This is a genomic window from Citrobacter sp. C348, assembly GCF_047467975.1.
In the GTDB taxonomy this organism is placed as follows: domain Bacteria; phylum Pseudomonadota; class Gammaproteobacteria; order Enterobacterales; family Enterobacteriaceae; genus Citrobacter; species Citrobacter gillenii.
Window position 1 is genome coordinate 1 of the sequence record NZ_JASJUJ010000016.1, and the last position, 26184, is coordinate 26184.

Annotated in this window: 24 protein-coding genes; 5 read left to right on the plus strand and 19 right to left on the minus strand. The window is 53.9% G+C overall.

The window, feature by feature from the left end; all coding sequences use genetic code 11:
• Positions 1 to 212 precede the first annotated feature (212 nt).
• From hemG to pepQ, 4 genes are read right to left on the minus strand one after another with little or no spacing between them, the layout of a single operon-like run.
• Positions 213 to 758, minus strand: coding sequence for a menaquinone-dependent protoporphyrinogen IX dehydrogenase (hemG, locus tag QNN86_RS22285; protein WP_096758895.1), 546 nt, complete (start codon positions 756 to 758; stop codon positions 213 to 215).
• Positions 759 to 769: 11 nt separating this feature from the next.
• Positions 770 to 2221, minus strand: a complete 1452-nt coding sequence (trkH, locus tag QNN86_RS22290) for a Trk system potassium transporter TrkH (RefSeq protein ID WP_115259827.1) — start codon at positions 2219 to 2221, stop codon at positions 770 to 772.
• 38 nt (positions 2222 to 2259) lie between these two features.
• On the minus strand, positions 2260 to 2874 hold the full coding sequence (locus QNN86_RS22295) for an IMPACT family protein (protein WP_414212345.1): 615 nt from the start codon (positions 2872 to 2874) through the stop codon (positions 2260 to 2262).
• Complete coding sequence (gene pepQ, locus QNN86_RS22300) at positions 2874 to 4205, minus strand: Xaa-Pro dipeptidase (protein ID WP_414212346.1); 1332 nt, start codon at positions 4203 to 4205, stop codon at positions 2874 to 2876. Before pepQ ends, QNN86_RS22295 begins: the two co-directional genes overlap by 1 nt.
• Positions 4206 to 4394: 189 nt before the next feature.
• Between pepQ and fadB the strand changes: the two genes are divergently transcribed.
• On the plus strand, positions 4395 to 6584 hold the full coding sequence (gene fadB / locus QNN86_RS22305) for a fatty acid oxidation complex subunit alpha FadB (RefSeq protein WP_414212347.1): 2190 nt from the start codon (positions 4395 to 4397) through the stop codon (positions 6582 to 6584).
• A 9-nt stretch (positions 6585 to 6593) separates the two neighbouring features.
• Positions 6594 to 7757 (plus strand): acetyl-CoA C-acyltransferase FadA, encoded by a 1164-nt coding sequence (gene fadA / locus QNN86_RS22310; RefSeq protein ID WP_174361525.1) that lies wholly within the window; start codon positions 6594 to 6596, stop codon positions 7755 to 7757.
• Between the two features lie 160 nt (positions 7758 to 7917).
• Here fadA and fre read toward each other — a convergent pair whose 3' ends face one another.
• Together fre and ubiD are read right to left on the minus strand one after the other, a co-directional pair.
• Positions 7918 to 8619, minus strand: coding sequence for an NAD(P)H-flavin reductase (gene fre / locus QNN86_RS22315; protein ID WP_181618173.1), 702 nt, complete (start codon positions 8617 to 8619; stop codon positions 7918 to 7920).
• 40 nt (positions 8620 to 8659) lie between these two features.
• Positions 8660 to 10153 carry a 4-hydroxy-3-polyprenylbenzoate decarboxylase gene (ubiD, locus tag QNN86_RS22320; RefSeq protein WP_096758902.1) on the minus strand — a complete coding sequence of 498 codons (1494 nt, stop codon included), beginning with the start codon at positions 10151 to 10153 and terminating at the stop codon, positions 8660 to 8662.
• Between the two features lie 204 nt (positions 10154 to 10357).
• On the opposite strand from ubiD, the gene rfaH reads away from it, so the two are divergent.
• Positions 10358 to 10846, plus strand: a complete 489-nt coding sequence (gene rfaH / locus QNN86_RS22325) for a transcription/translation regulatory transformer protein RfaH (RefSeq protein ID WP_096758903.1) — start codon at positions 10358 to 10360, stop codon at positions 10844 to 10846.
• A gap of 7 nt (positions 10847 to 10853) precedes the next feature.
• On the opposite strand, the gene tatD is transcribed toward rfaH, so the two are convergent.
• The 9 genes from tatD to udp all read right to left on the minus strand — a co-directional run bounded on the left by tatD (position 10854) and on the right by udp (position 18793).
• Positions 10854 to 11636, minus strand: coding sequence for a 3'-5' ssDNA/RNA exonuclease TatD (gene tatD / locus QNN86_RS22330; protein ID WP_181618175.1), 783 nt, complete (start codon positions 11634 to 11636; stop codon positions 10854 to 10856).
• A 41-nt stretch (positions 11637 to 11677) separates the two neighbouring features.
• Positions 11678 to 12466 (minus strand): Sec-independent protein translocase subunit TatC, encoded by a 789-nt coding sequence (gene tatC, locus QNN86_RS22335; protein ID WP_181618176.1) that lies wholly within the window; start codon positions 12464 to 12466, stop codon positions 11678 to 11680.
• Positions 12467 to 12468: 2 nt separating this feature from the next.
• The gene (gene tatB, locus QNN86_RS22340) at positions 12469 to 13017 is read right to left on the minus strand and encodes a Sec-independent protein translocase protein TatB (RefSeq protein ID WP_181618177.1); all 549 of its coding nucleotides are present in this window, start codon (positions 13015 to 13017) and stop codon (positions 12469 to 12471) included.
• Positions 13018 to 13020: 3 nt separating this feature from the next.
• Complete coding sequence (gene tatA / locus QNN86_RS22345) at positions 13021 to 13275, minus strand: Sec-independent protein translocase subunit TatA (protein ID WP_096758907.1); 255 nt, start codon at positions 13273 to 13275, stop codon at positions 13021 to 13023.
• Between the two features lie 78 nt (positions 13276 to 13353).
• A complete protein-coding gene (gene ubiB / locus QNN86_RS22350; RefSeq protein ID WP_115259832.1) occupies positions 13354 to 14994 on the minus strand; it encodes a ubiquinone biosynthesis regulatory protein kinase UbiB in 1641 nt (546 codons plus the stop codon).
• Complete coding sequence (gene ubiJ, locus QNN86_RS22355) at positions 14991 to 15596, minus strand: ubiquinone biosynthesis protein UbiJ (RefSeq protein ID WP_414212348.1); 606 nt, start codon at positions 15594 to 15596, stop codon at positions 14991 to 14993. Before ubiJ ends, ubiB begins: the two co-directional genes overlap by 4 nt.
• 13 nt (positions 15597 to 15609) lie before the next feature.
• Positions 15610 to 16365 carry a bifunctional demethylmenaquinone methyltransferase/2-methoxy-6-polyprenyl-1,4-benzoquinol methylase UbiE gene (gene ubiE, locus QNN86_RS22360; protein WP_096758910.1) on the minus strand — a complete coding sequence of 252 codons (756 nt, stop codon included), beginning with the start codon at positions 16363 to 16365 and terminating at the stop codon, positions 15610 to 15612.
• Positions 16366 to 16459: 94 nt separating this feature from the next.
• On the minus strand, positions 16460 to 17890 hold the full coding sequence (gene rmuC / locus QNN86_RS22365; RefSeq protein WP_115259834.1) for a DNA recombination protein RmuC: 1431 nt from the start codon (positions 17888 to 17890) through the stop codon (positions 16460 to 16462).
• 141 nt (positions 17891 to 18031) lie between these two features.
• Positions 18032 to 18793 (minus strand): uridine phosphorylase, encoded by a 762-nt coding sequence (gene udp, locus QNN86_RS22370; protein ID WP_003828923.1) that lies wholly within the window; start codon positions 18791 to 18793, stop codon positions 18032 to 18034.
• Between the two features lie 265 nt (positions 18794 to 19058).
• Between udp and QNN86_RS22375 the strand changes: the two genes are divergently transcribed.
• Positions 19059 to 19868, plus strand: a complete 810-nt coding sequence (locus QNN86_RS22375) for a dienelactone hydrolase family protein (protein ID WP_137399143.1) — start codon at positions 19059 to 19061, stop codon at positions 19866 to 19868.
• Positions 19869 to 19971: 103 nt separating this feature from the next.
• Here QNN86_RS22375 and metE read toward each other — a convergent pair whose 3' ends face one another.
• A complete protein-coding gene (gene metE, locus QNN86_RS22380) occupies positions 19972 to 22233 on the minus strand; it encodes a 5-methyltetrahydropteroyltriglutamate--homocysteine S-methyltransferase (protein WP_414212349.1) in 2262 nt (753 codons plus the stop codon).
• A 235-nt stretch (positions 22234 to 22468) separates the two neighbouring features.
• Here metE and metR point away from each other — a divergent pair, with 235 nt between their 5' ends.
• Positions 22469 to 23407 carry an HTH-type transcriptional regulator MetR gene (gene metR, locus QNN86_RS22385; protein ID WP_115259837.1) on the plus strand — a complete coding sequence of 313 codons (939 nt, stop codon included), beginning with the start codon at positions 22469 to 22471 and terminating at the stop codon, positions 23405 to 23407.
• Here the strand turns inward: metR and QNN86_RS22390 are convergent.
• The 3 genes from QNN86_RS22390 to pldB form a co-directional block, all read right to left on the minus strand.
• Positions 23310 to 24209: a carboxylate/amino acid/amine transporter gene (locus tag QNN86_RS22390; protein WP_414212350.1), complete on the minus strand. Its 900-nt coding sequence runs from the start codon at positions 24207 to 24209 to the stop codon at positions 23310 to 23312. The genes metR and QNN86_RS22390 overlap by 98 nt on opposite strands.
• An 80-nt stretch (positions 24210 to 24289) precedes the next feature.
• The gene (gene yigL, locus QNN86_RS22395) at positions 24290 to 25090 is read right to left on the minus strand and encodes a sugar/pyridoxal phosphate phosphatase YigL (protein WP_096758916.1); all 801 of its coding nucleotides are present in this window, start codon (positions 25088 to 25090) and stop codon (positions 24290 to 24292) included.
• A gap of 14 nt (positions 25091 to 25104) precedes the next feature.
• A complete protein-coding gene (gene pldB / locus QNN86_RS22400; protein WP_414212351.1) occupies positions 25105 to 26121 on the minus strand; it encodes a lysophospholipase L2 in 1017 nt (338 codons plus the stop codon).
• Positions 26122 to 26184: the final 63 nt, after the last annotated feature.

Sequence of the window (26184 nt, forward strand, 5' to 3'; positions counted from 1 at the left end):
CGTTGCGAGGTCCCGTATAATACGTTTTCCTCATTCAGAGTCAAGCATTTCTTTCCGCTTTTCTCTGTGGGATTCTCAGTGGAACCCCGCTGACCCGGCGGCATGTAATCCGTTGTTCCGTGTCAGTGGAGGCGCATTATAGGGAGTTATTTCAGGCTGACAAGGGGAAATTTAAAATAATTTTCCGAGTGCGTATTTTTTATTCTTTACGTTTATTTTAACGACGCTTTGTTGGTTAATTGGGCTATTTCTCGCGCAAAACTCGCAACCTGTTCCCAATCGGTATAGACCACTTCTTTATTCGTATCCGTTTCGCCACCGGACATCTTCATAATCAGTTGGATCATGACGCGGTCATACCAACGATAGCGAGGATAAAGCAGTGCGCCAGCGATCACCGCGCTACGATCGGGTCGCCACGGCGAGCTCATCAGAAACTTGCGCGCATAGCTGTTGGTTTGCGGGGTACGTTTTTCCGGCTTACGGGCAACCAGATTAACGGAGTAGAACGCACTCGGCATCGCGTTCAGCCGCGTAGCGTGCTTCTTCACAAACGTCTGAAAAGCAGAATGGTAGTGACCGTAGCGAATCGAGGCACCGATCACCACGCTGTCATAGTGCTGCCAGTCAGGCTCTTCGGTGCGGTGCAGATTCATCACATCCGCCCAGATGCCCAACTCTTTGAGCTCAGAAGCCAGATACTCGGCGATTTCGCGCGTTTGTCCATCCCGGGAAGAAAAAAGAATCAGTGTTTTCACGTGTTACTCCATTATTCACGCCAGAAGGTAGGGGTAAAGAGTACCAGCAGAGTAAAGACCTCCAGACGACCAAACAGCATATTGGCAATCAGGATCCATTTCGCCACCGGGTTCATACTGGCAAAGTTGTCGGCAACCACACCCAGCCCTGGCCCCAGGTTATTCAGTGTCGCGACAACGGAAGCAAATGCAGAGAAGTCATCCACGCCGGTCGCGATAATCGCCAGCATGCTGATAATAAAGACCAGCGCATAGGCCGAGAAGAATCCCCATACTGCTTCGAGGATACGTTCTGGCAGTGCACGGTTACCTAGCTTAATACTGTAAACCGCGTTCGGGTGGACCAGGCGCTTCAGCTCACGGTTACCCTGCTTGAACAGCAGCAGAATACGAATCACCTTCAAGCCACCGCCCGTTGACCCGGCACAGCCACCAATAAAGGCAGAACACAGCAACAGCACGGGCAGGAACAACGGCCAGCGAGCAATACTGTCCGTGGTGAACCCCGCGGTGGTCGCCATCGACACCACCTGGAAAAAGGCCTGATTGATTGTCGTTAGCGCCGAACCGTAGGTATTGTGGATCCATAATACCAGCGTACAGATAGCCACCAGCGTCAGCTGTACCCCAATGAACATCCGAAATTCCGGGTCGCGCCAATAGACCTTCAGACTACGCCCGCTTAATAAAGAGAAGTGCAGGCCATAGTTACACCCGGAGATCAGCAGGAAGATTGCAATAATTGTGTTGATAGTCGGACTGTCGAAATAGCCCACGCTGGCGTCGTGCGTTGAAAAACCGCCGATAGCAATGGTCGCAAAGCTGTGACCGATAGCGTCAAACGCAGGCATGCCGGCAAACCACAGCGCCAGCGCACAGGCCACTGTCAGCAAGACATAGATAAGCCACAGGGTTTTCGCCGTTTCGGCAATACGCGGACGCATTTTATTGTCTTTCAGCGGCCCTGGCATTTCTGCACGGTAAAGCTGCATACCGCCGACGCCAAGAATGGGCAGAATAGCCACCGCCAGCACGATGATCCCCATCCCGCCAAACCATTGCAGCATTTGACGATAAAAGAGAATCGCATGTGGTAATGAATCCAGCCCCACCAGCGTGGTTGCGCCCGTCGTAGTTAAGCCGGAGAAGGATTCGAAAAACGCATCGGTGATCGTGAGGTTTGGACTTTCAGCAAAGATAAACGGTAGCGCACCCACGCTGCCCAGCACGGTCCAGAACAAGACCACGATAAGAAACCCTTCGCGGGATTTCAGTTCGCCCTTTTCTTTACGGTTCGGCCACCACAGCATGGAGCCAATCGCCAGCGCGACAAAGAAAGTTTGCGTAAATGCACGACCCGCCCCATCACGGTAGATGAGCGCTACCAGTCCGGGGATGATCATTGTCCCCGAGAATAAGATGACCAGTAGTCCAACGATTCGGGTAATGGCGCGAAAATGCATCTCTGCCGCTTCCTTAGTTCTTTAAAATGAGGTGGGGATTATTCTTCAATCGCTAACAATTGCAATGAACCTCGACTAAAATCCGCCAGCCTTGCTGAAAATTCATTCACTTTCGTGTAAGGAAGCGCTACCCGTAGCTGAACGAATGCCTGGTAATCACTGGCTATGATTTTACCGTCGAACTGCCCCAACAGTGCTTCAATACCTGCCAGTTGGCCGTACTCACACTGCAAAGTATATTCGGTTAGCGGCGTCTTGCGCTGCGTTGTTAACTGCCGCAGTGCCTGACTCACCCCACCACCGTAGGCTTTGACCAGCCCACCGGTACCGAGAAGAATACCGCCGTAGTAGCGCACCACCACCGCGGTAATCTCGCCGACGCCACTGCCCATTAGCTGCGCAAGCATCGGTTTACCTGCCGTCCCCGCCGGTTCGCCGTCGTCCGAAAAGCCCAGCTGTTGCGAGTCATCCGGTGCACCCGCTACCCACGCCACGCAATGGTGGCGGGCGTCCGGATGCTCTGTCCTGACTGACTCGACAAACGCTTTTGCCGCCTCTACGCCGTCCGTGTGGGCGAGCAACGTAATAAAGCGGCTTTTTTTGATCTCTTCAACGACGCTAACCGGCGCCGCAGGGATTAACCAACTGTCCATTACGCCAGTTTCAAATCCCGGGTCATGTTTTCGATATGATTCTCATGGACGACCACGTTGTCTTCAATACGAATACCACCGAACGGCTTCAGCGCGTCAATCTTCTGCCAGTTGAAGTGTTTGCTGAATTGCCCTTCACGCCACGGCGCTAACAGGGATTCGATAAAGTAAATGCCCGGCTCAATGGTCAGGACCATGCCCGGTTGCAGCACGCGAGTGCAGCGCAGGTACGGATACTTCAACGGTGCGGCAAGATGCGTACCGCTGTCATCCTGCATAAAACCAGCGACATCATGCACCTGTAATCCCAGCGGGTGCCCAATACCGTGCGGCATAAACGGCCCGGTAAGATCGTTTTCCACCATCGCCTCTTCACTCATGTCGGTGATGATTTGATGTTTACGCAGCAGCTTCGCGATGCGCTGATGGAACTGAATATGATAATCCACATAGTTGACGCCCGCTTTCATGGTGGCAATCAGCGCCAATTCTTCTTCATTAACGTCTTTCACCAACTGTGCATAGTCGTTGTCGCTTTTCGCCGACCAGGTCCGCGTCAGGTCTGCCGCATAGCCGTTATATTCCGCCCCGGCGTCCAACAGGAAGCTGCGGAATTCTGATGGCGGTTGATGATCCAGCTTGGTGTAATGCAGCACAGATGCATGTTCGTTGAGCGCGACGATGTTGCTGTAAGGCACGTCGGTATCGCGATGCCCCGTAGCTGTCAGGTACGCCAGGTTGATGTCGAACTCGCTCATCTCTGAACGGAACGCTTCTTCGGCTGCACGGTGTCCACTTACCGCCATTTTCTGCGCTTCGCGCATGCAGGCCAGCTCGTAATCGGTTTTATACGCACGGTAATAGTGAAGATAGTCGATCACCCCTTTCGGGTTGATGTTGCTGGCAGCAATGTCCAGCTGCAACGCACGTTCCGGTACCGGGCCGATGTACCCGATATTGCCGCGGGCAGCAGGCAACTGGCTGCCAATCCCATCGGCTTTTGGCAACGCAATGATTTCAACTTCTTCGGTCCAGAAAGAGGTCGGCAGCGGCTCAACGTTGTGCCAGTAATCCACCGGCAGGTAGAACCACAACTTAGGCTTATTAACGCCATCCACCAGCAACCAGCAGTTGGGAACCTGCGTGACGGGTACCCAGGCTTTAAACTGCGGATTGACCTTGAACGGATACGGATGGTCGTCGAGAAAAACGTTAACCAGCTCACCGGAGTGAATAAGTAACGCATCCAGCTTAAAACGCGCCAGCGCATCGCGGGTCCGTTCCTGTAAGGTAACAATATGATTTTTATAGAGTGCGGCCAGTGATTCCATTATTTACCCTTCTGTTTTTTTGACCTCAAGTCTCCGCATCTTAGCACATCGTCCTGTGGCTGCGTGATTTCTGCCGAGCGTGATCGGCCCGTCATTTCTTTAATCATTCATTTGCATTTTATTAACATAAAACACACACTTCGATTCATCTGGTATGACCAGATCACCTTGCGGATTCAGGAGACTGACATGCTTTACAAAGGCGACACCCTGTACCTCGACTGGCTGGAAGATGGCATCGCCGAACTGGTGTTCGATGCCCCTGGCTCGGTCAATAAACTCGACACGGCAACCGTAGCCAGCCTTGGCCATGCGCTGGATGTGCTGGAGAAACAACATGATTTAAAAGGGCTGCTGCTGCGTTCTAACAAAGCAGCCTTTATTGTCGGTGCCGATATCACCGAATTCCTTTCACTGTTCCTTGTTCCTGAAGAACAGCTAAGCCAGTGGCTGCACTTTGCCAACAGCGTCTTTAATCGCCTGGAAGATCTGCCTGTCCCAACCCTGTCTGCGGTCAACGGCTATGCACTGGGTGGCGGCTGCGAGTGCGTCCTGGCGACCGACTACCGTCTGGCAACCCCGGACCTGCGCATCGGTCTACCGGAAACCAAGCTGGGCATCATGCCGGGCTTTGGCGGTTCCGTGCGTATGCCACGCATGCTGGGTGCAGACAGCGCGCTGGAAATCATTGCCGCAGGTAAAGACGTCGGTGCCGAGCAGGCACTGAAAATCGGTCTGGTTGATGGCATTGTGAAGCAGGAAAAACTGCTCGAGGGCGCAATGGCGGTACTGCGTCAGGCCATCAACGGCGACCTCGACTGGCGGGCCAAACGCCAACCAAAACTGGAGCCGCTGAAACTCAGCAAAATTGAAGCGGCCATGAGCTTTACCATCGCCAAAGGCATGGTTGCGCAGACGGCAGGGAAACATTACCCGGCCCCGATCACCGCCGTGAAAACGATTGAAGCTGCCGCCCGCTTTGGTCGCGAAGAAGCGCTGAATCTGGAAAACCAAAGTTTTGTCCCGCTGGCGCACACCAACGAGGCGCGTGCGCTGGTCGGTATTTTCCTCAACGATCAGTACGTCAAAGCGAAAGCGAAAAAACTGACGAAAGATATTGAGACACCGAAGCAAGCCGCAGTTCTGGGCGCAGGCATTATGGGTGGCGGTATCGCTTATCAGTCCGCCTGGAAAGGCGTGCCGGTAATCATGAAAGATATCAACGATAAATCGCTGACGCTGGGCATGACCGAAGCCGCCAAGCTGCTGAATAAGCAACTTGAGCGCGGCAAGATTGATGGTCTGAAACTGGCAGGCGTGATTTCCACCATCCAGCCAACCCTCGACTACACCGGCTTTGAGCGCGTGGACGTGGTGGTGGAAGCGGTTGTTGAAAATCCAAAAGTGAAAAAAGCGGTGCTGGCAGAGACCGAAGATAAAGTGCGCCCGGATACCGTGCTGGCGTCAAACACGTCTACCATTCCGATTAGCGAACTGGCCAGCGTTCTGAAGCGCCCAGAAAACTTCTGTGGCATGCACTTCTTTAACCCGGTGCACCGGATGCCGCTGGTTGAGATCATCCGCGGTGAGAAAAGCTCGGATGAAACCATCGCTAAAGTCGTCGCCTGGGCCAGTAAGATGGGCAAAACGCCGATTGTGGTCAACGACTGCCCTGGCTTCTTTGTAAACCGCGTGCTGTTCCCATACTTCGCTGGTTTCAGCCAGTTACTGCGCGACGGCGCGGACTTCCGCAAAGTCGATAAGGTGATGGAGAAACAGTTCGGTTGGCCAATGGGCCCGGCGTATTTACTGGACGTAGTCGGTATTGATACCGCACATCACGCGCAGGCCGTTATGTCCGCAGGCTTCCCACAGCGGATGCAGAAAGACTATCGCGACGCGATCGATGCCCTGTTCGATGCCAGCCGCTTTGGACAGAAAAATGGTCTCGGGTTCTGGCGTTATAAAGAAGACAGCAAAGGCAAGCCGAAGAAAGAAGAGGATGCCGCAGTCGATGGCCTGCTGGCGGACGTCAGTCAGCCGAAGCAAGACTTCAGCGATGAAGAGATTATCGCCCGTATGATGATCCCGATGGTCAACGAAGTGGTGCGCTGCCTGGAAGAAGGCATCATTGCCAGCCCGGCGGAAGCCGATATGGCACTGGTTTACGGTCTCGGCTTCCCTCCGTTCCACGGCGGTGCGTTCCGCTGGCTGGATACGCTCGGCAGCGCCAAATACCTCGATATGGCGCAGCAATACCAGCACCTTGGTCCGCTGTATGAAGTGCCGGCCGGTCTGCGTGATAAAGCACGCCATAATGAACCGTATTATCCCCAAGTTGAACCAGCCCGCCCGGTTGGCGACCTGAAAACGGCTTAAGGAGTCACAATGGAACAGGTTGTAATTGTTGATGCGATCCGTACCCCGATGGGCCGTTCGAAAGGGGGCGCGTTCCGTCACGTGCGGGCAGAAGATCTCTCCGCACATTTAATGCGTAGCCTGCTGGCGCGGAATCCAGCGCTTGAGCCCGCGGCTCTCGATGACATTTACTGGGGTTGCGTACAACAGACGCTGGAACAAGGGTTCAATATCGCCCGTAACGCCGCACTGCTGGCGGAAGTCCCACACTCCGTCCCGGCTGTCACCGTCAACCGCTTGTGCGGTTCATCCATGCAGGCCCTGCACGATGCGGCGCGCATGATTATGACCGGCGATGCTCAGGCTTGCCTGATTGGCGGCGTGGAGCATATGGGTCACGTGCCAATGAGCCACGGCGTAGATTTTCATCCGGGAATGAGCCGCAACGTGGCAAAAGCCGCGGGGATGATGGGCCTGACGGCGGAAATGCTCTCTCGTATGCACGGTATCAGCCGTGAAATGCAGGATGCCTTCGCCGCACGTTCACACGCTCGCGCCTGGGCTGCCACCCAGTCTGGCGCATTTAAAAATGAAATCATCCCGACTGGCGGTCACGATGCCGACGGCGTGTTGAAACAGTTTAACTACGACGAAGTGATCCGTCCGGAAACCACCATCGAGGCGCTGTCGACCCTGCGTCCGGCGTTTGATCCGGTCAGCGGTACGGTCACTGCCGGTACCTCTTCCGCGCTTTCCGACGGTGCCGCTGCTATGTTGGTAATGAGTGAGAGCCGTGCCCGTGAGCTGGGTCTGACGCCGCGAGCGCGCATTCGCTCAATGGCGGTGGTCGGTTGCGATCCGTCAATCATGGGTTACGGCCCGGTTCCAGCCTCAAAGTTGGCGCTGAAAAAAGCTGGGCTTTCCGTCAGTGACATCGGTTTGTTTGAAATGAACGAAGCCTTTGCCGCACAGATCCTGCCGTGCATTAAAGATCTGGGCTTGATGGAGCAGATAGACGAGAAGATCAACCTCAACGGCGGCGCGATCGCCCTGGGTCACCCGCTGGGATGTTCCGGTGCGCGTATCAGCACTACCCTGCTGAACCTGATGGAGCGCAAAGACGTGCAGTTTGGTCTGGCGACGATGTGTATTGGGTTGGGTCAGGGTATCGCCACGGTATTTGAGAGAGTGTAATCACAGAGTGCCGCATCTTGTAGGCCGGGCAAGCGAAGCGCCCCCGGCAACGATGCCGGATGGCGACGTAAAAACGTCTTATCCGGCCTACAACGAGAACACCACTGTATAACAGTTTAGTTGCCGTTCTTCCCGCCTGTCAGGGGCGGGTTTTTTATTTTTAAATAAAAGCGAACGCATCACCAAACAGGCGATCTTCACGTGCCTGACGCTCATTACAGAACAGATCGCGCGCGATTTTTGCCATCTCAAAACGCCCGGCAATGTAGATATCATGCTCAGCCAGCGTGCCGTGATCCTGCAATACTGCCGTTAGTACGGTACCCGTACGACCACGCCAGCCTGCTTCAGGTTGTTCAACCACGGGCTCAACGCGCAGGTTCGGGTGATTAACAGACAACGCTTCCAGTTCACCGAGATCGTATAGATGCTTCTCTTCACGCCCGCCCCAGTAAATCGTCACATCACGGTTTGGATTGCGCGCCAGCGCGGTCAGTAAAATCGAGCGTGCATAAGAGAAGCCGGTGCCGCCAGCAATCAGGATCAGCGGACGGTCTTCATCGTCACGCAGCCAGGCTTCGCCGTGCGGGATATCCACGTTGATTTCCCGATCCTGGAGAATGCGATCCATGACGGCCATGGCATACAGGTTAAGCTCAGAGGCACCCACGTGCAGCTCAATGAACCCGTGCTCATCCGGCGTTGAGGCCATGGAGAACGGACGCTTATCCCGTTCGTCCATCACGACCATTAAATACTGACCAGCACGAAAGGAAAACGCCGCGTCTGGCACTAAACGGACGCGATATACGGTGTCAGTGATAGCTTCTACCGAGGTCACTTTACAGCTTAAGGTTGTCATGCGCTCTCTCTGTCGGATCAATAGGCAAAACGATCGCGCCTCAGGCGCTTTTGCCGTCATTAAAGATGGCCAGTTCATCCCAAATTGCGTCAATGCGCGCAGTCACTTCGGGATCTTTTTTAATCGGACGTCCCCATTCACGTTGGGTCTCGCCCGGCCATTTATTGGTGGCATCCAGGCCCATTTTTGAACCAAGACCGGAGACCGGCGAGGCAAAATCCAGGTAGTCAATGGGGGTATTCTCTACCAGCACCGTATCCCGGGCCGGGTCCATACGGGTGGTAATCGCCCAAATCACATCATTCCAGTCACGTGCGTTGACATCATCATCGCAGACAATAACAAATTTGGTGTACATAAATTGACGTAAAAACGACCAAACGCCCATCATGACGCGTTTGGCATGACCGGCGTACTGTTTTTTGATCGTGACAACCGCCAGTCGATACGAACAGCCTTCCGGCGGCAGGTAAAAATCGACGATTTCCGGGAACTGCTTTTGCAGAATCGGCACGAACACTTCGTTCAGCGCCACACCCAGCACGGCAGGTTCATCGGGTGGACGCCCGGTGTAGGTGGAGTGATAAATAGCATCTTCACGCTGGGTAACGTGCGTGACGGTGAAGACCGGGAAGCTATCCACCTCATTGTAGTAACCCGTATGGTCGCCGTACGGACCTTCCGGCGCTAACTCCCCCGGCTCGATGTAGCCTTCCAGCACGATCTCCGCGCTGGCTGGGACTTCGAGATCGTTTGAAATACATTTGACCACTTCGGTCTTGGTACCGCGCAACAGTCCGGCAAACGCGTATTCCGATAACGTGTCAGGTACCGGCGTTACCGCGCCCAAAATCGTTGCCGGATCGGCCCCCAGCGCTACCGCAACTGGAAAACGCTCACCAGGATGGGCTGCACACCACTCCTGATAATCAAGCGCGCCACCACGATGGGAAAGCCAGCGCATAATAAGCTTGTTTTTGCCGATCAGCTGCTGACGGTAGATGCCAAGATTCTGCCGTTCTTTATGCGGGCCACGCGTCACGGTGAGCCCCCAGGTGATCAGCGGGGCGGCATCTTCCGGCCAGCAGGTCATGATGGGAATACGGTTGAGATCGACGTCATCGCCTGACGCGATTTTTTGCTGACAAGGTGCACCGCGCAGCCGTTTGGTCGGCATATTCAAAACCTGCTTGAACTGCGGCAGCTTATCAAACAGATCGCGGAACCCTTTTGGCGGCTCCGGCTCTTTCAAAAACGCCAACAGCTTACCCACTTCCCGCAGCGCAGAGACATCTTCTTGTCCCATGCCCATGGCAACACGCTTTGGCGTGCCAAACAGGTTGCACAGCACCGGCATCGAATAGCCTTTAGGGTTCTCAAACAACAACGCGGGCCCGCCCGCACGCAGCGTGCGATCGGCAATTTCAGTGATTTCCAGATGAGGATCCACTGGCAGCGTAATGCGTTTGAGCTCACCCTGCTGTTCAAGCAGCGTCAGGAAGTCGCGTAAATCGTTATATTTCATGGCGTCCATTGTGGCCTCTTCGTAAGCGCCTCATTATACGGCGTTCATCATTGCGATGCTGTATTTTTGTTAAATTAGCGTGAACTCTGGCGGTACATGCAAGCGCAGGGATTATATACCCAATGCGTTTCGGGTTGCGTTGAGGCGGGTATAATTAACTTAGCGCATGGCTTTTGTTATGCTTACCCTCAGAACAAGCGGATAAGAGTTATTATGCAAGCCTGGTATTTACTGTACTGCAAACGCGGGCAACTTCAGCGTGCCCAGGAACACCTGGAAAGACAGGCAGTGAGCTGCCTGACACCCATGATCACCCTGGAAAAAATAGTGCGTGGAAAACGTACTACAGTCAGTGAGCCACTTTTCCCTAACTACATGTTTGTCGAATTCGACCCGGAAGTGATCCACACCACCACCATCAATGCCACGCGTGGCGTCAGCCATTTCGTCCGCTTTGGTGCGACACCGGCAACGGTTCCGTCCTCCGTTATTCACCAGCTTTCCATCTACAAACCAGAGGGGATTATTGACCCTGAAACCCCGCATCCAGGAGATAGCGTGATTATCACCGAGGGTGCATTTGAAGGGCTGAAGGCAATTTTCACCGAACCTGATGGCGAGGCACGCTCCATGCTGCTGCTCAACCTGCTGAATAAAGAGGTTAAGCAGAGCGTGAAAAACACCGGTTTTCGCAAAATCTAAATCGGCTTCAGAAGGTGACTTCGAAGAGTGTCCTGACATTGGCGTCGATAGCGGTTGCCAGGCGCTGAGGATCGTCCCCACGCCAGTGCGCAATACGCTCAAGAATGTGCGGCAGGTGCGCAGGTTCATTACGACGTGAAGCCGGTTTCGGTGTTAAATCGCGGGGGAGTAAATAAGGAGCATCGGTTTCGATCAGGAGCCTTTCCACCGGGATAGACGGCAACAGTTCCCGCAGTTCCATGCCCCGACGCTCATCGCAGACCCATCCGGTGATGCCTATATACAGCCCCCTGTCTACGCAGTCCTGCATCTCCTGGCGTGAGCCGGTAAAGCAGTGCAACACAGCGCCTGGTAGGCTGTCCAGCCAGGGTTCGAGCAGCGTCAGGAAACGATCATGTGCATCGCGGCAATGCATGAAAACCGGCATCTGCAGCTCGGCGGCGATGCGCAGTTGCGCCTCAAACGCTCGCTCCTGCTCCTGTGGCGTGGAGAAATTGCGATTGAAATCCAGGCCACATTCACCAATGGCGACCACCTCTGACTGGTTTGCCAGCGCCACAATCGCCTCTTCCGTTGAGGATTGCCATTGACTACTGTCATGCGGATGAACACCCGCGGTGGACCAGCAATGTGGATAATGCTGTGCCAGTTTTAACGCCTGCTGGCTTTCGTGCAGGTTAGTTCCGGTCAAAAGCATGCCATTTACGCCGGCAGCAAAGGCACGCGCGACAACCTCATCCCTGTCTTTTGCAAATTGCGTACTGGTTAGATTAACGCCAATATCAAACATGCTTCCTCCCATATGACAACCGCCCTTACGGGCGGTTGAATTTATTCTTCGGTTTTATCGGCAGCTTCAGCTTTCTCGTTCTCCGCCTCGTTATCTTCGTCTCGCGTACGTCGCTTACCGACATAGAAACGGGAGAAGAAAACGCCGACTTCAAACAGGCAGTACATCGGTATGGCCAACAGCGTTTGCGAGAAGACATCCGGCGGCGTCAGTAACATCCCCACGACAAAGGCGCCGACGACAACATAAGGACGTTTGTTACGTAATTCGTCAGGCGTCGTAATGCCCATCCAGCACAGCAGCACAATGGCAACGGGAACCTCGAAAGAGACACCAAAGGCCATGAAGAGTGCCATGACGAAGCTGAGATAGCTGGCAATATCCGTCGACACCTGCACGCCCTGCGGAGCCGTATTGGCAAGGAAACCAAACGCCAGCGGGAAGACGACAAAGTAGGCGAATGCCATGCCGATATAGAACAGCAGCGAACTTGAAACCAGTAGCGGCACAACCAGGCGGCGTTCATGCTTATATAAGGCCGGTGCAATAAATGCCCATACCTGGTACAGGATCACTGGCGCTGACAGGATCAGCGACACCATAAAGGTGAGCTTTATCGGGGTAAAGAACGGCGAGGCCACATCTGTGGCAATCATCGTCGCACCCTGCGGCATTTGCTTGATCAGCGGTGCCGCAACCATATGGTAAATGTCGTTGGCAAAATAAACCAACGCCAGAAAGATCACCAGAACCGCAATAATGCAGTTCAGGAGTCGCTTACGCAGCTCAATCAGATGCGTGATGAGCGGTTGAGTATCTTCTACAGCCATGTTTACGGTTTATCACTCGACGAAGGGGAGGATTCGACAACAGGCGCGGCGGATTTCTTTTCTGCGTCCATCAACGTTACGGAAGCGGCTTCCGTCAGTTCCGGCGTATTAGCACCCGTGGATTGCGGTTTTTGCTCTGGCGAGCTGGCCTGCGCTTCAGCGGTCGCCGGGGTAACCCCCTCATGCTGCGCTTCGCTCCCTTTCACTACCGGATTATGGATAGTGTGGGCTTCATCGCTGGCTTTCTCAGGGTCGTTAGCGCTGTAAGAACGCTTCATCGACTCCGCAGCTTCACGCAATTCATCCATCGAAGCTTTCAGCTCCGGCGTCAGATTTGTCAGGCTCGCTTTCTCAACTTTCTTCAGGCTGTCCTGAAACTCCTGAAGCTTAAGCTCCTGGGTCAGTTCATTCTGAACCGTCGTTGCAAGAGAGCGCAATGCACGAACCCAACCCGCGACCGTTTTTACCGCCACCGGCAGTCGTTGTGGCCCCAGAACAATGAGGCCAATCACGAACACCAATAGCAGTTCGCTAAAACCGATATCAAACACGGATTATACCTGCTCTTTATCGTGGCTTTTGGCGTCTTCTTTTTTCACTTCGCCCTGCTTATCGGTGATAGATTTAGCAGTAAAATCAGCATCCTGGCTGGTTTTATCTTGCTTAGGTTCATCATCACCCATCGCCTTTTTGAAGCCTTTGATTGACGCGCCAAGGTCGGAACCGATGGAGCCGAGTTTCTTGGTGCCGAATAGCAGTACAACGATGACGGCAATGATCAACAACTGCCAGATACTGATACCACCCATACATGTTCCTCTGTTATAGATGATGAATTAATAAGACCGTAGTATACGTTACACGACCTGCCTTGAGCGATGAAAAATTCAGCGCATTTTGCGCCAGCCTATCAGCCAGGCTATGACGCCACCCGCCATTAGCCAGCCAGGCATCAAACCCCACTCAGGACGGCTTACCAGCAGGAATGTCCCACTTAGCAGCAGCGTTGCGCCAATACCCAATAAATAACGGGATTGTCCCTGACGAACATGATTCGCCTGAAGCTCGCGCGCAATCTTATCAACACTGTGTTGTAAATATTTGCCCTGGCGCAAACTGTCATACACAAGTTCAGGTATTTCTGGCATTTTTTCGACCCAGAACGGTGCTTTTTCTTTAAAAGCCCTGACAAGCGCAGGAATACCGACCTGATCTTTAATCCACGACTCCAGAAATGGCTTGGCTGTTTTCCATAAATCTAACTGCGGATACAGCTGTCGACCAACGCCCTCAACATACAACAATGTCTTCTGTAACAGCACCAGTTGCGGCTGGACTTCCATATTAAACCGACGTGCGGTGTTAAACAGGTTCAACAGCACGTGACCAAATGAAATTTCCGACAGCGGTTTTTCAAATATCGGTTCACACACGGTACGAATAGCAAATTCAAATTCTTCGACGTTGGTGTCCGGCGGAACCCAGCCAGAATCTACGTGCAACTCGGCAACCTTGCGGTAGTCGCGGTTAAAGAACGCGATAAAGTTTTCCGCCAGGTAGCGCTTATCTTCTTTATTCAACGAACCGACAATCCCGCAGTCAATGCCAATATATTTCGGGTTCTCAGGGTGTTCATAGCTAACAAAAATATTCCCAGGGTGCATATCCGCATGGAAAAAGCTGTCGCGGAATACCTGAGTAAAGAAGACCTGAACGCCACGCTCAGCCAATAGTTGCATATTGGTGCCGTTCTTCTCAAGCGCGGCAACATCTGAAACAGGGATACCGTAAATACGCTCCATCACCATCATGTTCTGACTGCAATAGTCAGAATACACTTCCGGGATGTACAGCATCGGGCTGTCTTCAAAATTACGCCGCAGCTGAATCGCGTTCGCCGACTCGCGCAGCAGATTCAGCTCATCGATCAGCGTTTTTTCATATTCACGCACCACTTCCGTTGGCCGCAGGCGGCGACCATCCGGCAGCAAGCGAGGCACCCAGCGAGCAAGGCGATAGATCAGTTTTAAATCGGCTCTGATGACCGGCAGAATATCCGGGCGAATGACCTTGATCACGACCTCTTTGCCGTTCGATTTCAGTCGCGCAGTGTGTACCTGTGCAATAGACGCAGATGCCAGTGGAGTGATGTCAAAATCATCAAACCATTCTTCAACAGGGAGTCCGCCCATTGCTTCTTCGATTTGTTGTTTTGCACGTTGCCCATCGAATGGGGCCACCCGGTCCTGCAGCAGTGCAAGCTGATCGGCGATTTGCGGAGGAAAAAGGTCGCGGCGGGTGGAAAGCATTTGACCAAACTTGATCCACACCGGTCCCAGCTCCTGCAAAGCCAGTCTCAGCCTTTCACCCAGCGGTTTATCTTTATGCCGGTTTGGCATCCAGAACAACGTGTAGCGCCACAACCTAAGCGGCAGCGTAATACGCATTTTGGGGATGAGTTCATCAAGACCGTAGCTTAAGAAAGTGCGAATGATGAAATAAAGGCGCCGTACTTCACCTGGCGTCATTTGGCCTCCAGTTTTTCCAGCCGTTTGGCCAGAGAGTCGACCGCACGCTCAACGGCAGCGGTTTCTTCGGCAAACCATGCAACTTCCAGCGGGCCCGGGGCCATGCGCCACTCTTCGGTGATCGCTTCGGCAACATAACGCTGCTGACGTTGAACGGTACGGCATAAAAACGTAGCCCCACCGCGCAGGGTCTTGCTGATCCCTTCTGCAACAATATCGCCAGTATAAGGGGCAAGCAGTTCTGCGGGGTCGAACTCCGCCAGATCGGCCAGCGCGACAACGTTTTGCACTACCTGAATATCGCCCTGCACTTCCAGTTCACCGCTGCGAATAAGCGTCGTGAGCTGCTGGCGGTCGCGCAATTTCGGTAACACGCTGGCATGAGTGATCACGGTGCAATCAGCGTCGCCTTCCCATGCCCCCAGGACGTCAACCTGGCGCTCGCTAAACACCAGGACTAGCGGTGTCGAAAATCCTTTGAGATCCACACGCAGCACCTTGCCCTGCAAACGCGTTCTGGCTGATTTCAGTGCCGGTGAACGATACAGAAAGGTGTTGAGCAGATTTTCAACGCCTGCGGTCACTAAGGGTTTAAAAGGCATCCCCGATCTCCTGTCAGAACTTATAACCACGATGCAGCGCAACAACACCTGCCGTCAGGTTGTAGTAATCAACGCTTTCAAACCCGGCATCTTGCATCATTGCTTTTAACGTGTCCTGATCGGGATGCATACGGATGGACTCCGCCAGATAGCGGTAACTATCGGCATCGCTTGCCACCATTGAACCGATACGCGGCAGAATATGGAAAGAGTATGCGTCATACGCTTTGCTCAGCGGCTCGATAATCGGCTTGGAAAATTCCAACACCAGTAAACGTCCACCAGGCTTCAGCACGCGATACATAGAACGCAGTGCTTTGTCTTTATCCGTGACGTTACGCAGGCCGAACGAAATGGTAATGCAGTCAAAGGTGTTGTCCGGGAACGGCAATGCTTCCGCGTTCGCCTGGACATACTCGACGTTGCCAATCACGCCAATGTTGCGCAGCTTTTCGCGACCCATTTTGAGCATTGAGTCATTGATATCCGCCAGAACCACTTTCCCGGTTTCACCGACCATGCGAGAAAATTTCGCCGTCAGATCGCCCGTACCACCGGCTAAATCCAGGACAGTCTGCCCACGGCGCACGCCACTACAATCAATGGTGAAGCGCTTCCACAAACGATGAATGCCAAATGACATTAAGTCATTCATAACGTCATATTTAGACGCCACAGAATGAAAAACGTGGGCCACCATGTCAGCTTTCTGCTCTTTAGCGACGGTCTGAAAGCCAAAGTGCGTCGTTTCTTGTGAATTATCCACCATCTCAGTGCCTGCTCATCCAAAAAATGTTCGAGAAGTGTAACAGATTGGGCCAATTTGCCCTACCCTTCTACCGGGTTCCACTACCCCAAACGGGCTAGTTTGATTGCTGATTTACCGCCTCTCCATCGGGGTAAGTCTCGTCTTGTTGCGCCTCGGGGACCGAACGTAAACGAAACTCTTCATCCTGGCTCGTGGCTTGTTCAGCCAGTTCAGGATTAATCTCGCGCTTAATTTCTACACCCAATCCACGAAACGCTTCTGCCTGAGCCAGAACGTTTCCACGCCCTGAAGACAATTTTTTCATCGCCTGCCGATAGTTATCTTGCGCCTTGTCCAGGCTCTGGCCAATCGCCGACATATCATCGACAAACAGTCGCATTTTGTCATAAAGCTTGCTGGCCCGGTCCGCGATCTGCTGCGCATTACGACTTTGATGCTCATACCGCCACAGATTAGCAATGGTGCGCAATGCCACCAACAACGTGGTCGGGCTTACCAGCATAATATTATTTCTGAGTGCCTCTGTAATCAGTTCGGGCTGCCTGTCCAGCGCCAGCAGAAAAGCGGGCTCAACCGGGATAAACATCAGCACATAATCAAGCGTACGTAATCCCGGCAACTGCTGGTAGTCTTTGCGGCCCAGCAGACGAATATGGTTACGCACGGAGGCGATATGTTCCTGTAACGCACTTTCGCGGGTGTAGTCATCCTCTGCATTAAAGTAGCGTTCATAGGCCACCAGCGTCATTTTCGCATCGATCACCACGTCTTTGCCCTGCGGCAATCGGACAATAACATCCGGCTGCATCCGCGAGCGCGCATCATTTTCTATGCTGACCTGGGTTTCATATTCATAGCCTTCACGCAGACCGGAAGCCTCCAGGACTCGCGTGAGTACGACTTCTCCCCAGTTGCCCTGGGTTTTGTTATCGCCTTTCAGCGCCCGTGTCAGGTTAACCGCTTCTTGCGCCATCTGCGCGTTCAGTTGCTGAAGGTTACGAATTTCGTGCGCCAGGGTATGACGCTCTTGCGCCTCTTTGCCAAAGCTATCCTGCACCTGGCGGCGAAAACCGTCCAGCTGTTCACGTAATGGTGTAAGCAAGCTATTCAGGCTTTGGCGATTTTGCTCATCAACGCGACGATTGCTGTGTTCAAAAATACGGTTTGCCAGGTTTTCGAACTGTTCGCTCAGACGCTGTTCGCTGTTGATCATCTGGCGGATTTTATCTTCCGCATGCTGTTGCGTCGCGTCGAGTCGCGTGGTGACTTCCCGGAGATCGGCTTCCAGAGAGGTGTTAATACTCTGCAGGCTGCGAAGTTCGTTGTTGAGTAGCTCGCACTCGTCGCGCCAGTGGGCTTCCTGCGCCAGCTGTTGACGTGCGGCGCTTAGCGCAATATCCAGTTCACGCCGTTCTTCGATAAGATCCGCGCGGATTTGGTCAGCACGCGCTTTGGTCGCCAGCCAGCCCACAAGCAGCCCTGCAGCTAACGCTACGACGGCACTTATCATTATCGAAATATCCACTACGCCCCCCTTACAGCAACGACTTACCCGCACAAAATAGAATTGTGCTGTATAAACGTCCAGTTTAAAAGGAATTTCCTGCGAGGTACTGCGCAAAATAAAAAGGCCGAACATGTCGGCCTTTTCAGAAAGGAGAGAAAATTACAGCAGGCGACGTGCAGCCTCTACCACGATTTTCACCGCGTGGCTTTCCGTTTGCTTCATGGTTTCAGCATTCGGGATCTCTTGCTGAGTACGGTTAACGATAACACCCGCAACCATACCGGCACGCAGACCCTGGCTTGCGCACATGGTCAGCAGCGTTGCAGATTCCATTTCGTAGTTCATGACGCCCATGGACTGCCACTCTTCCATCGAGCCTTTGAAACGGCTCACCACGCGACCGGAGAAGGTGTCATAACGCTCCTGGCCTGGGTAGAAAGTATCAGAAGACGCGGTCACGCCGACGTGGGTAGTCGCGCCAATAGATTTCGCGGCTTCCACCAGCGCGGTGGTGCATTCGAAATCGGCAACCGCCGGGAATTCCATCGGAGCAAAGTGCAGGCTCGCCCCATCCAGACGGACAGATGCGGTGGTAACCAGCACGTCGCCCACGTTGATATGCGGCTGAATAGCGCCGGTCGTACCGATACGCAGGAAGGTACGAATGCCCAGTTGCGCCAGCTCTTCTACCGCGATAGAGGTCGACGGACCGCCGATACCGGTAGAGCAGACAATCACGGCTTTACCGTCCAGTTCCGCACGCCAGGTAGTGAACTCGCGATGAGATGCCAGCTTAACCGGCTTGTCCATCAGCGCGGCGATCTTTTCCACACGCTCCGGGTCGCCAGGGACGATAGCAAGCGTAGCCCCTTGTAAATCGTTCTTGGTGAGGCCGAGATGAAAAACATCAGACTTAGACATAAAAACTCCTCTGTGAATCGGTTTTGTCAGAAGAAGCAAAAACACACTTTACCGAAGGCATAAACATATTTTCGTGACAGCCATCACTTTGATGTAAATCAATTGCATTTCATTACCGTCAAATAGTGATGAACATCACATTAACTGTTCGATGCAGGCAAGCCTTGCACAAAAGATAGACCGTTTAAGGCAATGTGGTTCGTTGCACGCGTCTATAGTTAATGATGCGCTATTTGGCTAAATACTTAAGGGTACGGAGAATACCATGGCAACAACACGACAATCTGGCTTTGCACCTGCAGTATCCCCACCCGCAGCAACAGCGGTTCACACCCCGGATAACGAAATCATCGCGGGAATAACGTCGATTCCGTCTCAAGGCGATGATATGCCAGCGTATCATGCACGCCCGAAGCACAGCGAGGGTCCACTACCGGTTGTTATCGTCGTGCAGGAAATTTTTGGCGTTCATGAACACATCCGTGATATTTGTCGCCGCCTGGCGCTGGAAGGGTATCTGGCTGTCGCTCCGGAGCTTTACTTTCGCGAGGGCGATCCGAATGATTTTGCCGATATTTCAACGCTGTTAAGCGGCCTGGTGGCCAAGGTCCCGGACTCTCAGGTACTGGCCGATCTGGACCACGTCGCCAGTTGGGCCTCACGCAACGGTGGTGACGCACACCGACTGATGATCACTGGTTTTTGCTGGGGTGGACGCATCACCTGGCTGTATGCCGCACACAACCCGCAGTTAAAAGCGGCGGTGGCATGGTATGGCAAACTGGTCGGCGACAAAACGCTGAACTCGCCCAGGTATCCCGTGGATATCGCAACCGACTTGAACGCCCCCGTGTTGGGGCTTTATGGCGCGCAGGACACCAGTATTTCGCAGGAAAGCGTGGAAACCATGCGTCAGGCATTGCGCGCGGCGAATGCCAAAGCAGAAATCGTGGTGTATCCCGATGCCGGGCATGCTTTTAACGCGGATTATCGCCCGAGCTATCACGAAGAGTCCGCCAATGACGGCTGGCAAAGAATGCTGGCGTGGTTTGCGCAATATGGTGGGAAGAAATAAATGTTAATCGCCCGGTGGCGGCTACGCCTTACCGGGCTTACAACGACTTGCACGTTCCTGTTGGCCGGGTAAGCGTTAGCGCCCCCGGCGATCGGGCACCTAATTAAGCCTGACGCAGGTTCTGCGCCGCTTTCACCATGTTCGCCAGCGCCGCGCGGGTTTCCGGCCAGCCACGCGTCTTCAGACCACAGTCCGGGTTCACCCACAGACGCTCAGCCGGGATACGCTGTTCCGCTTTCTTCAGCAGGGCTTCAATCCATTCCACGCTTGGCACATTTGGCGAGTGAATGTCGTACACGCCCGGCCCGATTTCGTTCGGGTAGTCGAACTCTTCGAACGACTCCAGTAGCTCCATGTCGGAACGCGAGGTTTCAATGGTGATCACGTCAGCATCAAGCGCCGCGATGGAATCCATGATGTCGTTGAACTCGCAGTAACACATGTGGGTATGGATCTGCGTTTCGTCCTTCGCCACCGCGGCGTTGATACGGAAGGCCTCGACACCCCATTCCAGATACGCCGCCCAGTCGCTACGACGCAGCGGCAGACCTTCACGCAGCGCCGGTTCATCAATCTGGATGATGCCAATACCGGCGGCTTCCAGATCGGCGACTTCGTCACGCAGTGCCAGCGCAATCTGCTTAGCGATGGTTTCGCGGGTCACATCTTCGCGCGGGAATGACCAGCAAAGAATGGTCACCGGGCCTGTCAGCATGCCTTTGACCGGTTTGTCAGTCAGCGACTGGGCGTATTTTGCCCACTCAACGGTAATCGCTTCCGGACGACTCACGTCACCAATCACTACCGGCGGCTTCACGCAGCGGGAGCCGTAGCTCTGTACCCAACCATTCTGAGTAAAGACAAAACCGTCCAGATGCTCGCCAAAGTATTCAACCATGTCGTTACGCTCGGCTTCGCCGTGTACCAGCACGTCCAGGCCTAAACGTTCCTGCTCAGCGATCGCCTGTTTGATGTGCTCGGCGATACCGGTGCGATAGTTGCCCGCATCCAGGTTACCCTTTTTAAAATCCAGACGCAGGCCGCGGATTTCCGTAGTTTGCGGGAAGGAACCGATAGTGGTGGTCGGCCACGCTGGCAGGTTAAAGCGCGCACGCTGGGCTTCGGCACGTACCGGGTAAGCGTGAGTACGCTGGCTGTCCTGCGCGGTGATAGCCGCCAGACGTTTTTCCACTGCCGCATTGTGGACGCGGGTTGACTGACGACGCGCCTGAATTGGCGCACTCCACTCGGCGATCGTGGCAGTATCACCGCTGTTCAGCGCATCACGCAGCAGCGCCAGTTCACCGCACTTTTGCAGGGCGAAGGCAAACCAGCTTTTTACTTCCGCATCGAGGCGGGTTTCGACGCTGAGATCAATTGGGCTGTGCAGCAGGGAGCAGGAGGAGGCGACCCACAGCTCACGTTTCCCGACAATGTCTTTAATCTGTGCATATTTCTCGGTCAGATCGGCACGCCAGACGTTACGCCCGTTAATCAGTCCCGCTGAGAGTAACCAGTCGGCAGGCAGGCGATTGTGCAGTTCTGCCACGTCATCTTTACCGTGTACGAAGTCAACGTGCAGCCCCTGTACCGGCAGCGCGGTGATGGTATCCAGATTCGGCGTCACGCCTTCAAAGTAGGTGGTCAGCAGCAGTTTAACCTGCCCGGTTAACGCGTCATACGCCGGTTTAAAGGCGTTCAGCCAAACCTGGGGCAACTCCAGCACCAGCGCAGGTTCGTCAATCTGCACCCACTCGATACCGCGTTTCGCCAACTCAGCCAGCACCTGCTGGTAAACCGGCAAGATATCGTTTAGCAGGCTCAGGCGATCAAACTGTTCACCTTTCACTTTACCCAGCCACAGGTAGGTGACCGGCCCCAGCAGGACGGGCTTCACGTTGTGGCCCAGCGCCAGCGCTTCGTCAACTTCGTCCAGCAGTTGGGTCCAGGTCAGTTTGAACTGCTGACCTTTGGTAAATTCAGGCACCATGTAGTGATAGTTGGTATTAAACCATTTGGTCATTTCTGCCGCCGCCGCCGGTTCACCGGTCGGTGCGCGACCACGGCCAATGCGGAATAAGGTGTCGATGTCGACAGAGCCATCTTTGTTCTGATGACGGGCCGGAACGTTACCCAGCAGCAAACTGGTGGTCAGCACATGATCGTACCAGGCGAAATCGCCCACTGGCAGCAGGTCAACGCCAGCTTGCTTTTGTTGATCCCAGTGACGAGCGCGCAGTTCACGACCCGTTGCCAGCAATTCTTCACGAGAGGCGTTACCCGCCCAGTAGCTTTCTTGCGCTTTTTTCAACTCGCGACGCAGGCCAACGCGAGGAAAACCGAGGGTGTGATTCAATATTGTCATTTTTCTTCCTCTAATTATATGTAAATCCTATGGATTTTGAATTTAGGGAAGGCGGCAAGTTTGCTCATCCCCAGGAGCTTACTGAAGTAAGTGACTGGGGTGGGGAAACGAAGCCAACGCACCATAAATTTAAAAGACGAAGGATTTTAGCCGTCCAGATGTTTACACATCCATAATTGGCGGTTACTGTATATTCCTCAAGCGCAATTTATTCATGCCGAAGTGAAGGACTTTCATGATCGAGATTAAGCATCTGAAAACGCTACAGGCGTTGCGGAACAGTGGGTCGCTGGCAGGAGCCGCAGCGACGTTGCATCAGACCCAATCCGCCCTGTCTCACCAGTTCAGCGATCTGGAACAACGCCTCGGCTTTCGGCTATTTGTGCGTAAAAGCCAGCCGCTACGTTTTACGCCACAGGGTGAAATTTTGTTGCAGTTGGCCAATCAGGTGTTGCCACAAATCGGTCGCGCGCTTCAGGCATGCAACGAACCGCAGCAAACCCGGCTGCGCATCGCCATTGAATGTCACAGCTGTATTCAGTGGCTGACCCCCGCGCTGGAGAATTTCCGTGCTAACTGGCCACAGGTAGAGATGGACTTTAAATCCGGTGTGACTTTCGATCCGCAACCAGCCCTGCAGCAGGATGAGCTGGACCTGGTGATGACATCCGACATTCTGCCGCGCAGCGGCCTGCACTATTCACCGATGTTTGATTTTGAAGTCCGTCTGATACTGGCGCCCGATCACCCACTGGCCAGCAAAACGCAGGTAACGCCGGAAGATTTAGCCAGCGAAACCCTGTTGATTTATCCTGTACAGCGCAGCCGACTGGATGTCTGGCGGCATTTCCTGCAGCCTGCTGGCGTTAGCCCGTCGCTGAAGAGCGTGGATAACACCCTGCTGCTGATCCAGATGGTCGCCGCCAGAATGGGTATTGCAGCGCTGCCGCACTGGGTAGTGGAGAGTTTTGAACGCCAGGGCCTGGTGGTGACCAAAACCCTGGGTGATGGATTGTGGAGCCGACTGTACGCCGCTGTGCGCGATGGCGAGCAGCGTCAGCCGGTCACGGAAGCATTTATTCGCTCAGCGCGGAATCACGCCTGCGATCACCTGCCGTTTGTGCGGAGTGCGGAGCGACCCACTTTCGATGCACCCACAGTGAGGCCACTATAACAGCCGCACCAATGATGAAGCTTGGCCAGTGAGGCTGCTGGTGCCAGATGGCCAGATTAACCAACAGCCCCGCAGGCACATGCATATTGTTCATGATACCCAGTGTGCCTGCATCTACCTGCGTCGCGCCGTAGTTCCACATAAAGTAACCGATGCCCGATGCTGCCACGCCAAGGAACACCAGAATCCCCCACTGCAGCGAAGTTTCAGGCATTTTTTGCGCATTCCCCAACAGCGACCAGGCGACGACCGCCACCAGTAATGCCCCCATATAAAACCAGGCAAAGGCGTTGTGCTGCGGCATGGGGCGGGTTTCCATCAGACGCTTATAGCCCACCATGCCGATGGCAAAGCTGATGTTGGAAAGCTGTACCAGCAGCAGGCCGGTCCAAAAATGGCTGGTCACCTGATCGTAACGAATGATCCCGGCACCAATCACCGCCAGCAGCGCGCTAAACGCATAGCTCCAGCGTAAACGCCGTCGGCTCATCAGGTCATAAATCAGTGTGATATAGAGCGGTGTCAGGACGGTAAATAACAGCAACTCGGAAACCGTCAGGTACAGATAAGCACGGAAACTGAGCATATACATGATGCCAAGCTGCATGGCACCCACCAGCATGTACAGACCAATCGTTTTTACACTGTGTCCGCGGGTACGCAGAAATGGCAGGAACACCAGCGCTGCCAGTCCGACCCGCACCAGCACGGCAAAATAGCTATCGACATGGCCGGCAAGGTACTCGCCAAACAGGCTAAAGGAAAAGGCCCACAGAATAGTGGTAATGATGAGTAGCGCCACAATAGATGTCTCTGAACAAAAGATACACCCATTGTAGCGAAGTTCACGGTTGACAACTGACTAACTAATGAGCGGTTCCGTTACTGTAAAAACAGTTCTCGTAGATAATGCGGCACGGCATCGTCGGCATTAAGCCCGATCACGTCCAGCTCCGGGTGCAGATCCTTCAGGCGCTGATGTGCATTACCCATAATGCAGCCTTTTCCCGCCATCGATAGCATTTCGGCGTCATTCATGCCGTCACCAAAGGCGATACAGTCTTTCAGGCTGAAGCCCATCGCTTTTGCCACCGCTTCCAGCGCATGGCCTTTTGATACGCCACCCGCCATCACTTCCAGACAGGTCAGCGTGGAGAAACTGACGTTCACACGATCACCCCAACGGGCGTTAATCGCCTGCTCCAGCGGCAGCAGGATTTCGTGAGAGTCGGTGGTGAAAAACACTTTACTGACGCCTTCCGGCTCCAGCAGCGCAGGTTCAAACAGCGAGTAGTTAAACACCGCTTCTTTAAAGAAACGCATTTCATCCGGGCGATGGCGGTTCATAAACCACTCATCGTCGCGATACACGTTGGTCACAATATCCGGGTTCGCATTCACCACGCCAAACAGGTCGCTGGCAATGTCGCGATCCAGATTATGCGAGAACACAAGATTCCCGTCAGTATCATGTACGCGCGCACCGTTGGAGGTGATCATGTAGGACTTAATGCCGAGATTGTCGCGAATTTGCCCGACATCAATATGATGACGCCCGGTCGCGAACACAAAATTCACACCACGAGCCGTCAGCAGTTTCAGCGTCTCTTTGGCATACGGGGACAGGGTATGGTCGGGGGAAAGCAGCGTACCGTCTAAATCAGATGCAACTACCTGATACATAAAAAATTAAACCTCTAAGCAAAGCGGTGTCCGCTGGATGAGTTATGCCTGTCGAAAAATTCAACAATGGCGTTGAGCGCGACTGAGCGCATTGCGTCCTTTTCAAAAAGGATCTCATGGTAGGCGCCTTTTATGACCAGCGGTTGACCTCCTTCTACAGGATGGCCCGCTGCAGCGCGGAGTTCACAAAAACGATAGTGCATGCGGTTATCCACCACACGCTCTTCTTCAGCCTGAATAAGCAACGTCGGGGTCGCATCATCTCCGGCCCCGGCCAACACCTGCTCACCCGCCAGAATGCCTTCACGCACCCAATGATAGGTCGGACCGCCTACGCGCAACTGCGGATCATCCGCATAGAAGCGCAGATTACGCCGATAGCGCTGTCGGCTATGGGTGAGCGCATTCATCCCAAACGGCAACGCCCGCCAGCGACCGGTCCCCATGGCATAGCCTTCGCGAATGCGCGGATGCCCTTCTGCCCAGTCAAGAATGTGGCGCACCATCCAGTCGGGAAAGCGCATCACGATCCCGAACATCGGGGCGCTGAGGGCAATAGCATCACACTGATTAGGGTGGCGCTGCAGGAACAGCGTGGCAATAGCGCCTCCCATGGAATGCGCCAGTATATAGCGTTTTCTCCATGGACCTGGCTGCACTTCCTGCTGCCAGAAGGCGGTCAAATCGTCGACATAGTCATTAAAGTTATCCACATGGCCACGGTGCGGATCCGAGAGCATCCGCCCGGAACGCCCCTGGCCACGATGGTCGATAATGAGGACGTCAAAACCAGAATAAAACAGGTCATACGCCAGTTCAGCGTATTTTACGTAGCTTTCTATGCGCCCGGGACAAACGACGATGACGCGATCGTTTTTTTCTGCACGAAAGCGAACAAAGCGTACGGGAACATTATCTACGCCAGTGAATTGCGCTTCCTCCCGCTGACGCCAGAAATCTGTCAGTGGCCCCATGGAAAAAGCGGCAAACGCGTTTTCTCTTGTTTCCCAGTCTTTTTGCTGCTGAAACATCGGGTATCCAGCCTCGTTGACCAAGTAAAATCGTTTTTTTTGCCGAGCCTGTTACAACGCATC

Bases quoted from the DNA above. Each gene is read 5' to 3' on its own strand.
- trkH (WP_115259827.1), bottom strand. From the start codon at position 2,221: ATGCATTTTCGCGCCATTACCCGAATCGTTGGACTACTGGTCATCTTA.
- QNN86_RS22295 (WP_414212345.1), bottom strand. From the start codon at position 2,874: ATGGACAGTTGGTTAATCCCTGCGGCGCCGGTTAGCGTCGTTGAAGAG.
- pepQ (WP_414212346.1), bottom strand. From the start codon at position 4,205: ATGGAATCACTGGCCGCACTCTATAAAAATCATATTGTTACCTTACAG.
- fadB (WP_414212347.1), top strand. From the start codon at position 4,395: ATGCTTTACAAAGGCGACACCCTGTACCTCGACTGGCTGGAAGATGGC.
- fadA (WP_174361525.1), top strand. From the start codon at position 6,594: ATGGAACAGGTTGTAATTGTTGATGCGATCCGTACCCCGATGGGCCGT.
- fre (WP_181618173.1), bottom strand. From the start codon at position 8,619: ATGACAACCTTAAGCTGTAAAGTGACCTCGGTAGAAGCTATCACTGAC.
- ubiD (WP_096758902.1), bottom strand. From the start codon at position 10,153: ATGGACGCCATGAAATATAACGATTTACGCGACTTCCTGACGCTGCTT.
- rfaH (WP_096758903.1), top strand. From the start codon at position 10,358: ATGCAAGCCTGGTATTTACTGTACTGCAAACGCGGGCAACTTCAGCGT.
- tatD (WP_181618175.1), bottom strand. From the start codon at position 11,636: ATGTTTGATATTGGCGTTAATCTAACCAGTACGCAATTTGCAAAAGAC.
- tatC (WP_181618176.1), bottom strand. From the start codon at position 12,466: ATGGCTGTAGAAGATACTCAACCGCTCATCACGCATCTGATTGAGCTG.
- tatA (WP_096758907.1), bottom strand. From the start codon at position 13,275: ATGGGTGGTATCAGTATCTGGCAGTTGTTGATCATTGCCGTCATCGTT.
- ubiB (WP_115259832.1), bottom strand. From the start codon at position 14,994: ATGACGCCAGGTGAAGTACGGCGCCTTTATTTCATCATTCGCACTTTC.
- ubiJ (WP_414212348.1), bottom strand. From the start codon at position 15,596: ATGCCTTTTAAACCCTTAGTGACCGCAGGCGTTGAAAATCTGCTCAAC.
- ubiE (WP_096758910.1), bottom strand. From the start codon at position 16,365: ATGGTGGATAATTCACAAGAAACGACGCACTTTGGCTTTCAGACCGTC.
- udp (WP_003828923.1), bottom strand. From the start codon at position 18,793: ATGTCTAAGTCTGATGTTTTTCATCTCGGCCTCACCAAGAACGATTTA.
- QNN86_RS22375 (WP_137399143.1), top strand. From the start codon at position 19,059: ATGGCAACAACACGACAATCTGGCTTTGCACCTGCAGTATCCCCACCC.
- metE (WP_414212349.1), bottom strand. From the start codon at position 22,233: ATGACAATATTGAATCACACCCTCGGTTTTCCTCGCGTTGGCCTGCGT.
- metR (WP_115259837.1), top strand. From the start codon at position 22,469: ATGATCGAGATTAAGCATCTGAAAACGCTACAGGCGTTGCGGAACAGT.
- yigL (WP_096758916.1), bottom strand. From the start codon at position 25,090: ATGTATCAGGTAGTTGCATCTGATTTAGACGGTACGCTGCTTTCCCCC.
- pldB (WP_414212351.1), bottom strand. From the start codon at position 26,121: ATGTTTCAGCAGCAAAAAGACTGGGAAACAAGAGAAAACGCGTTTGCC.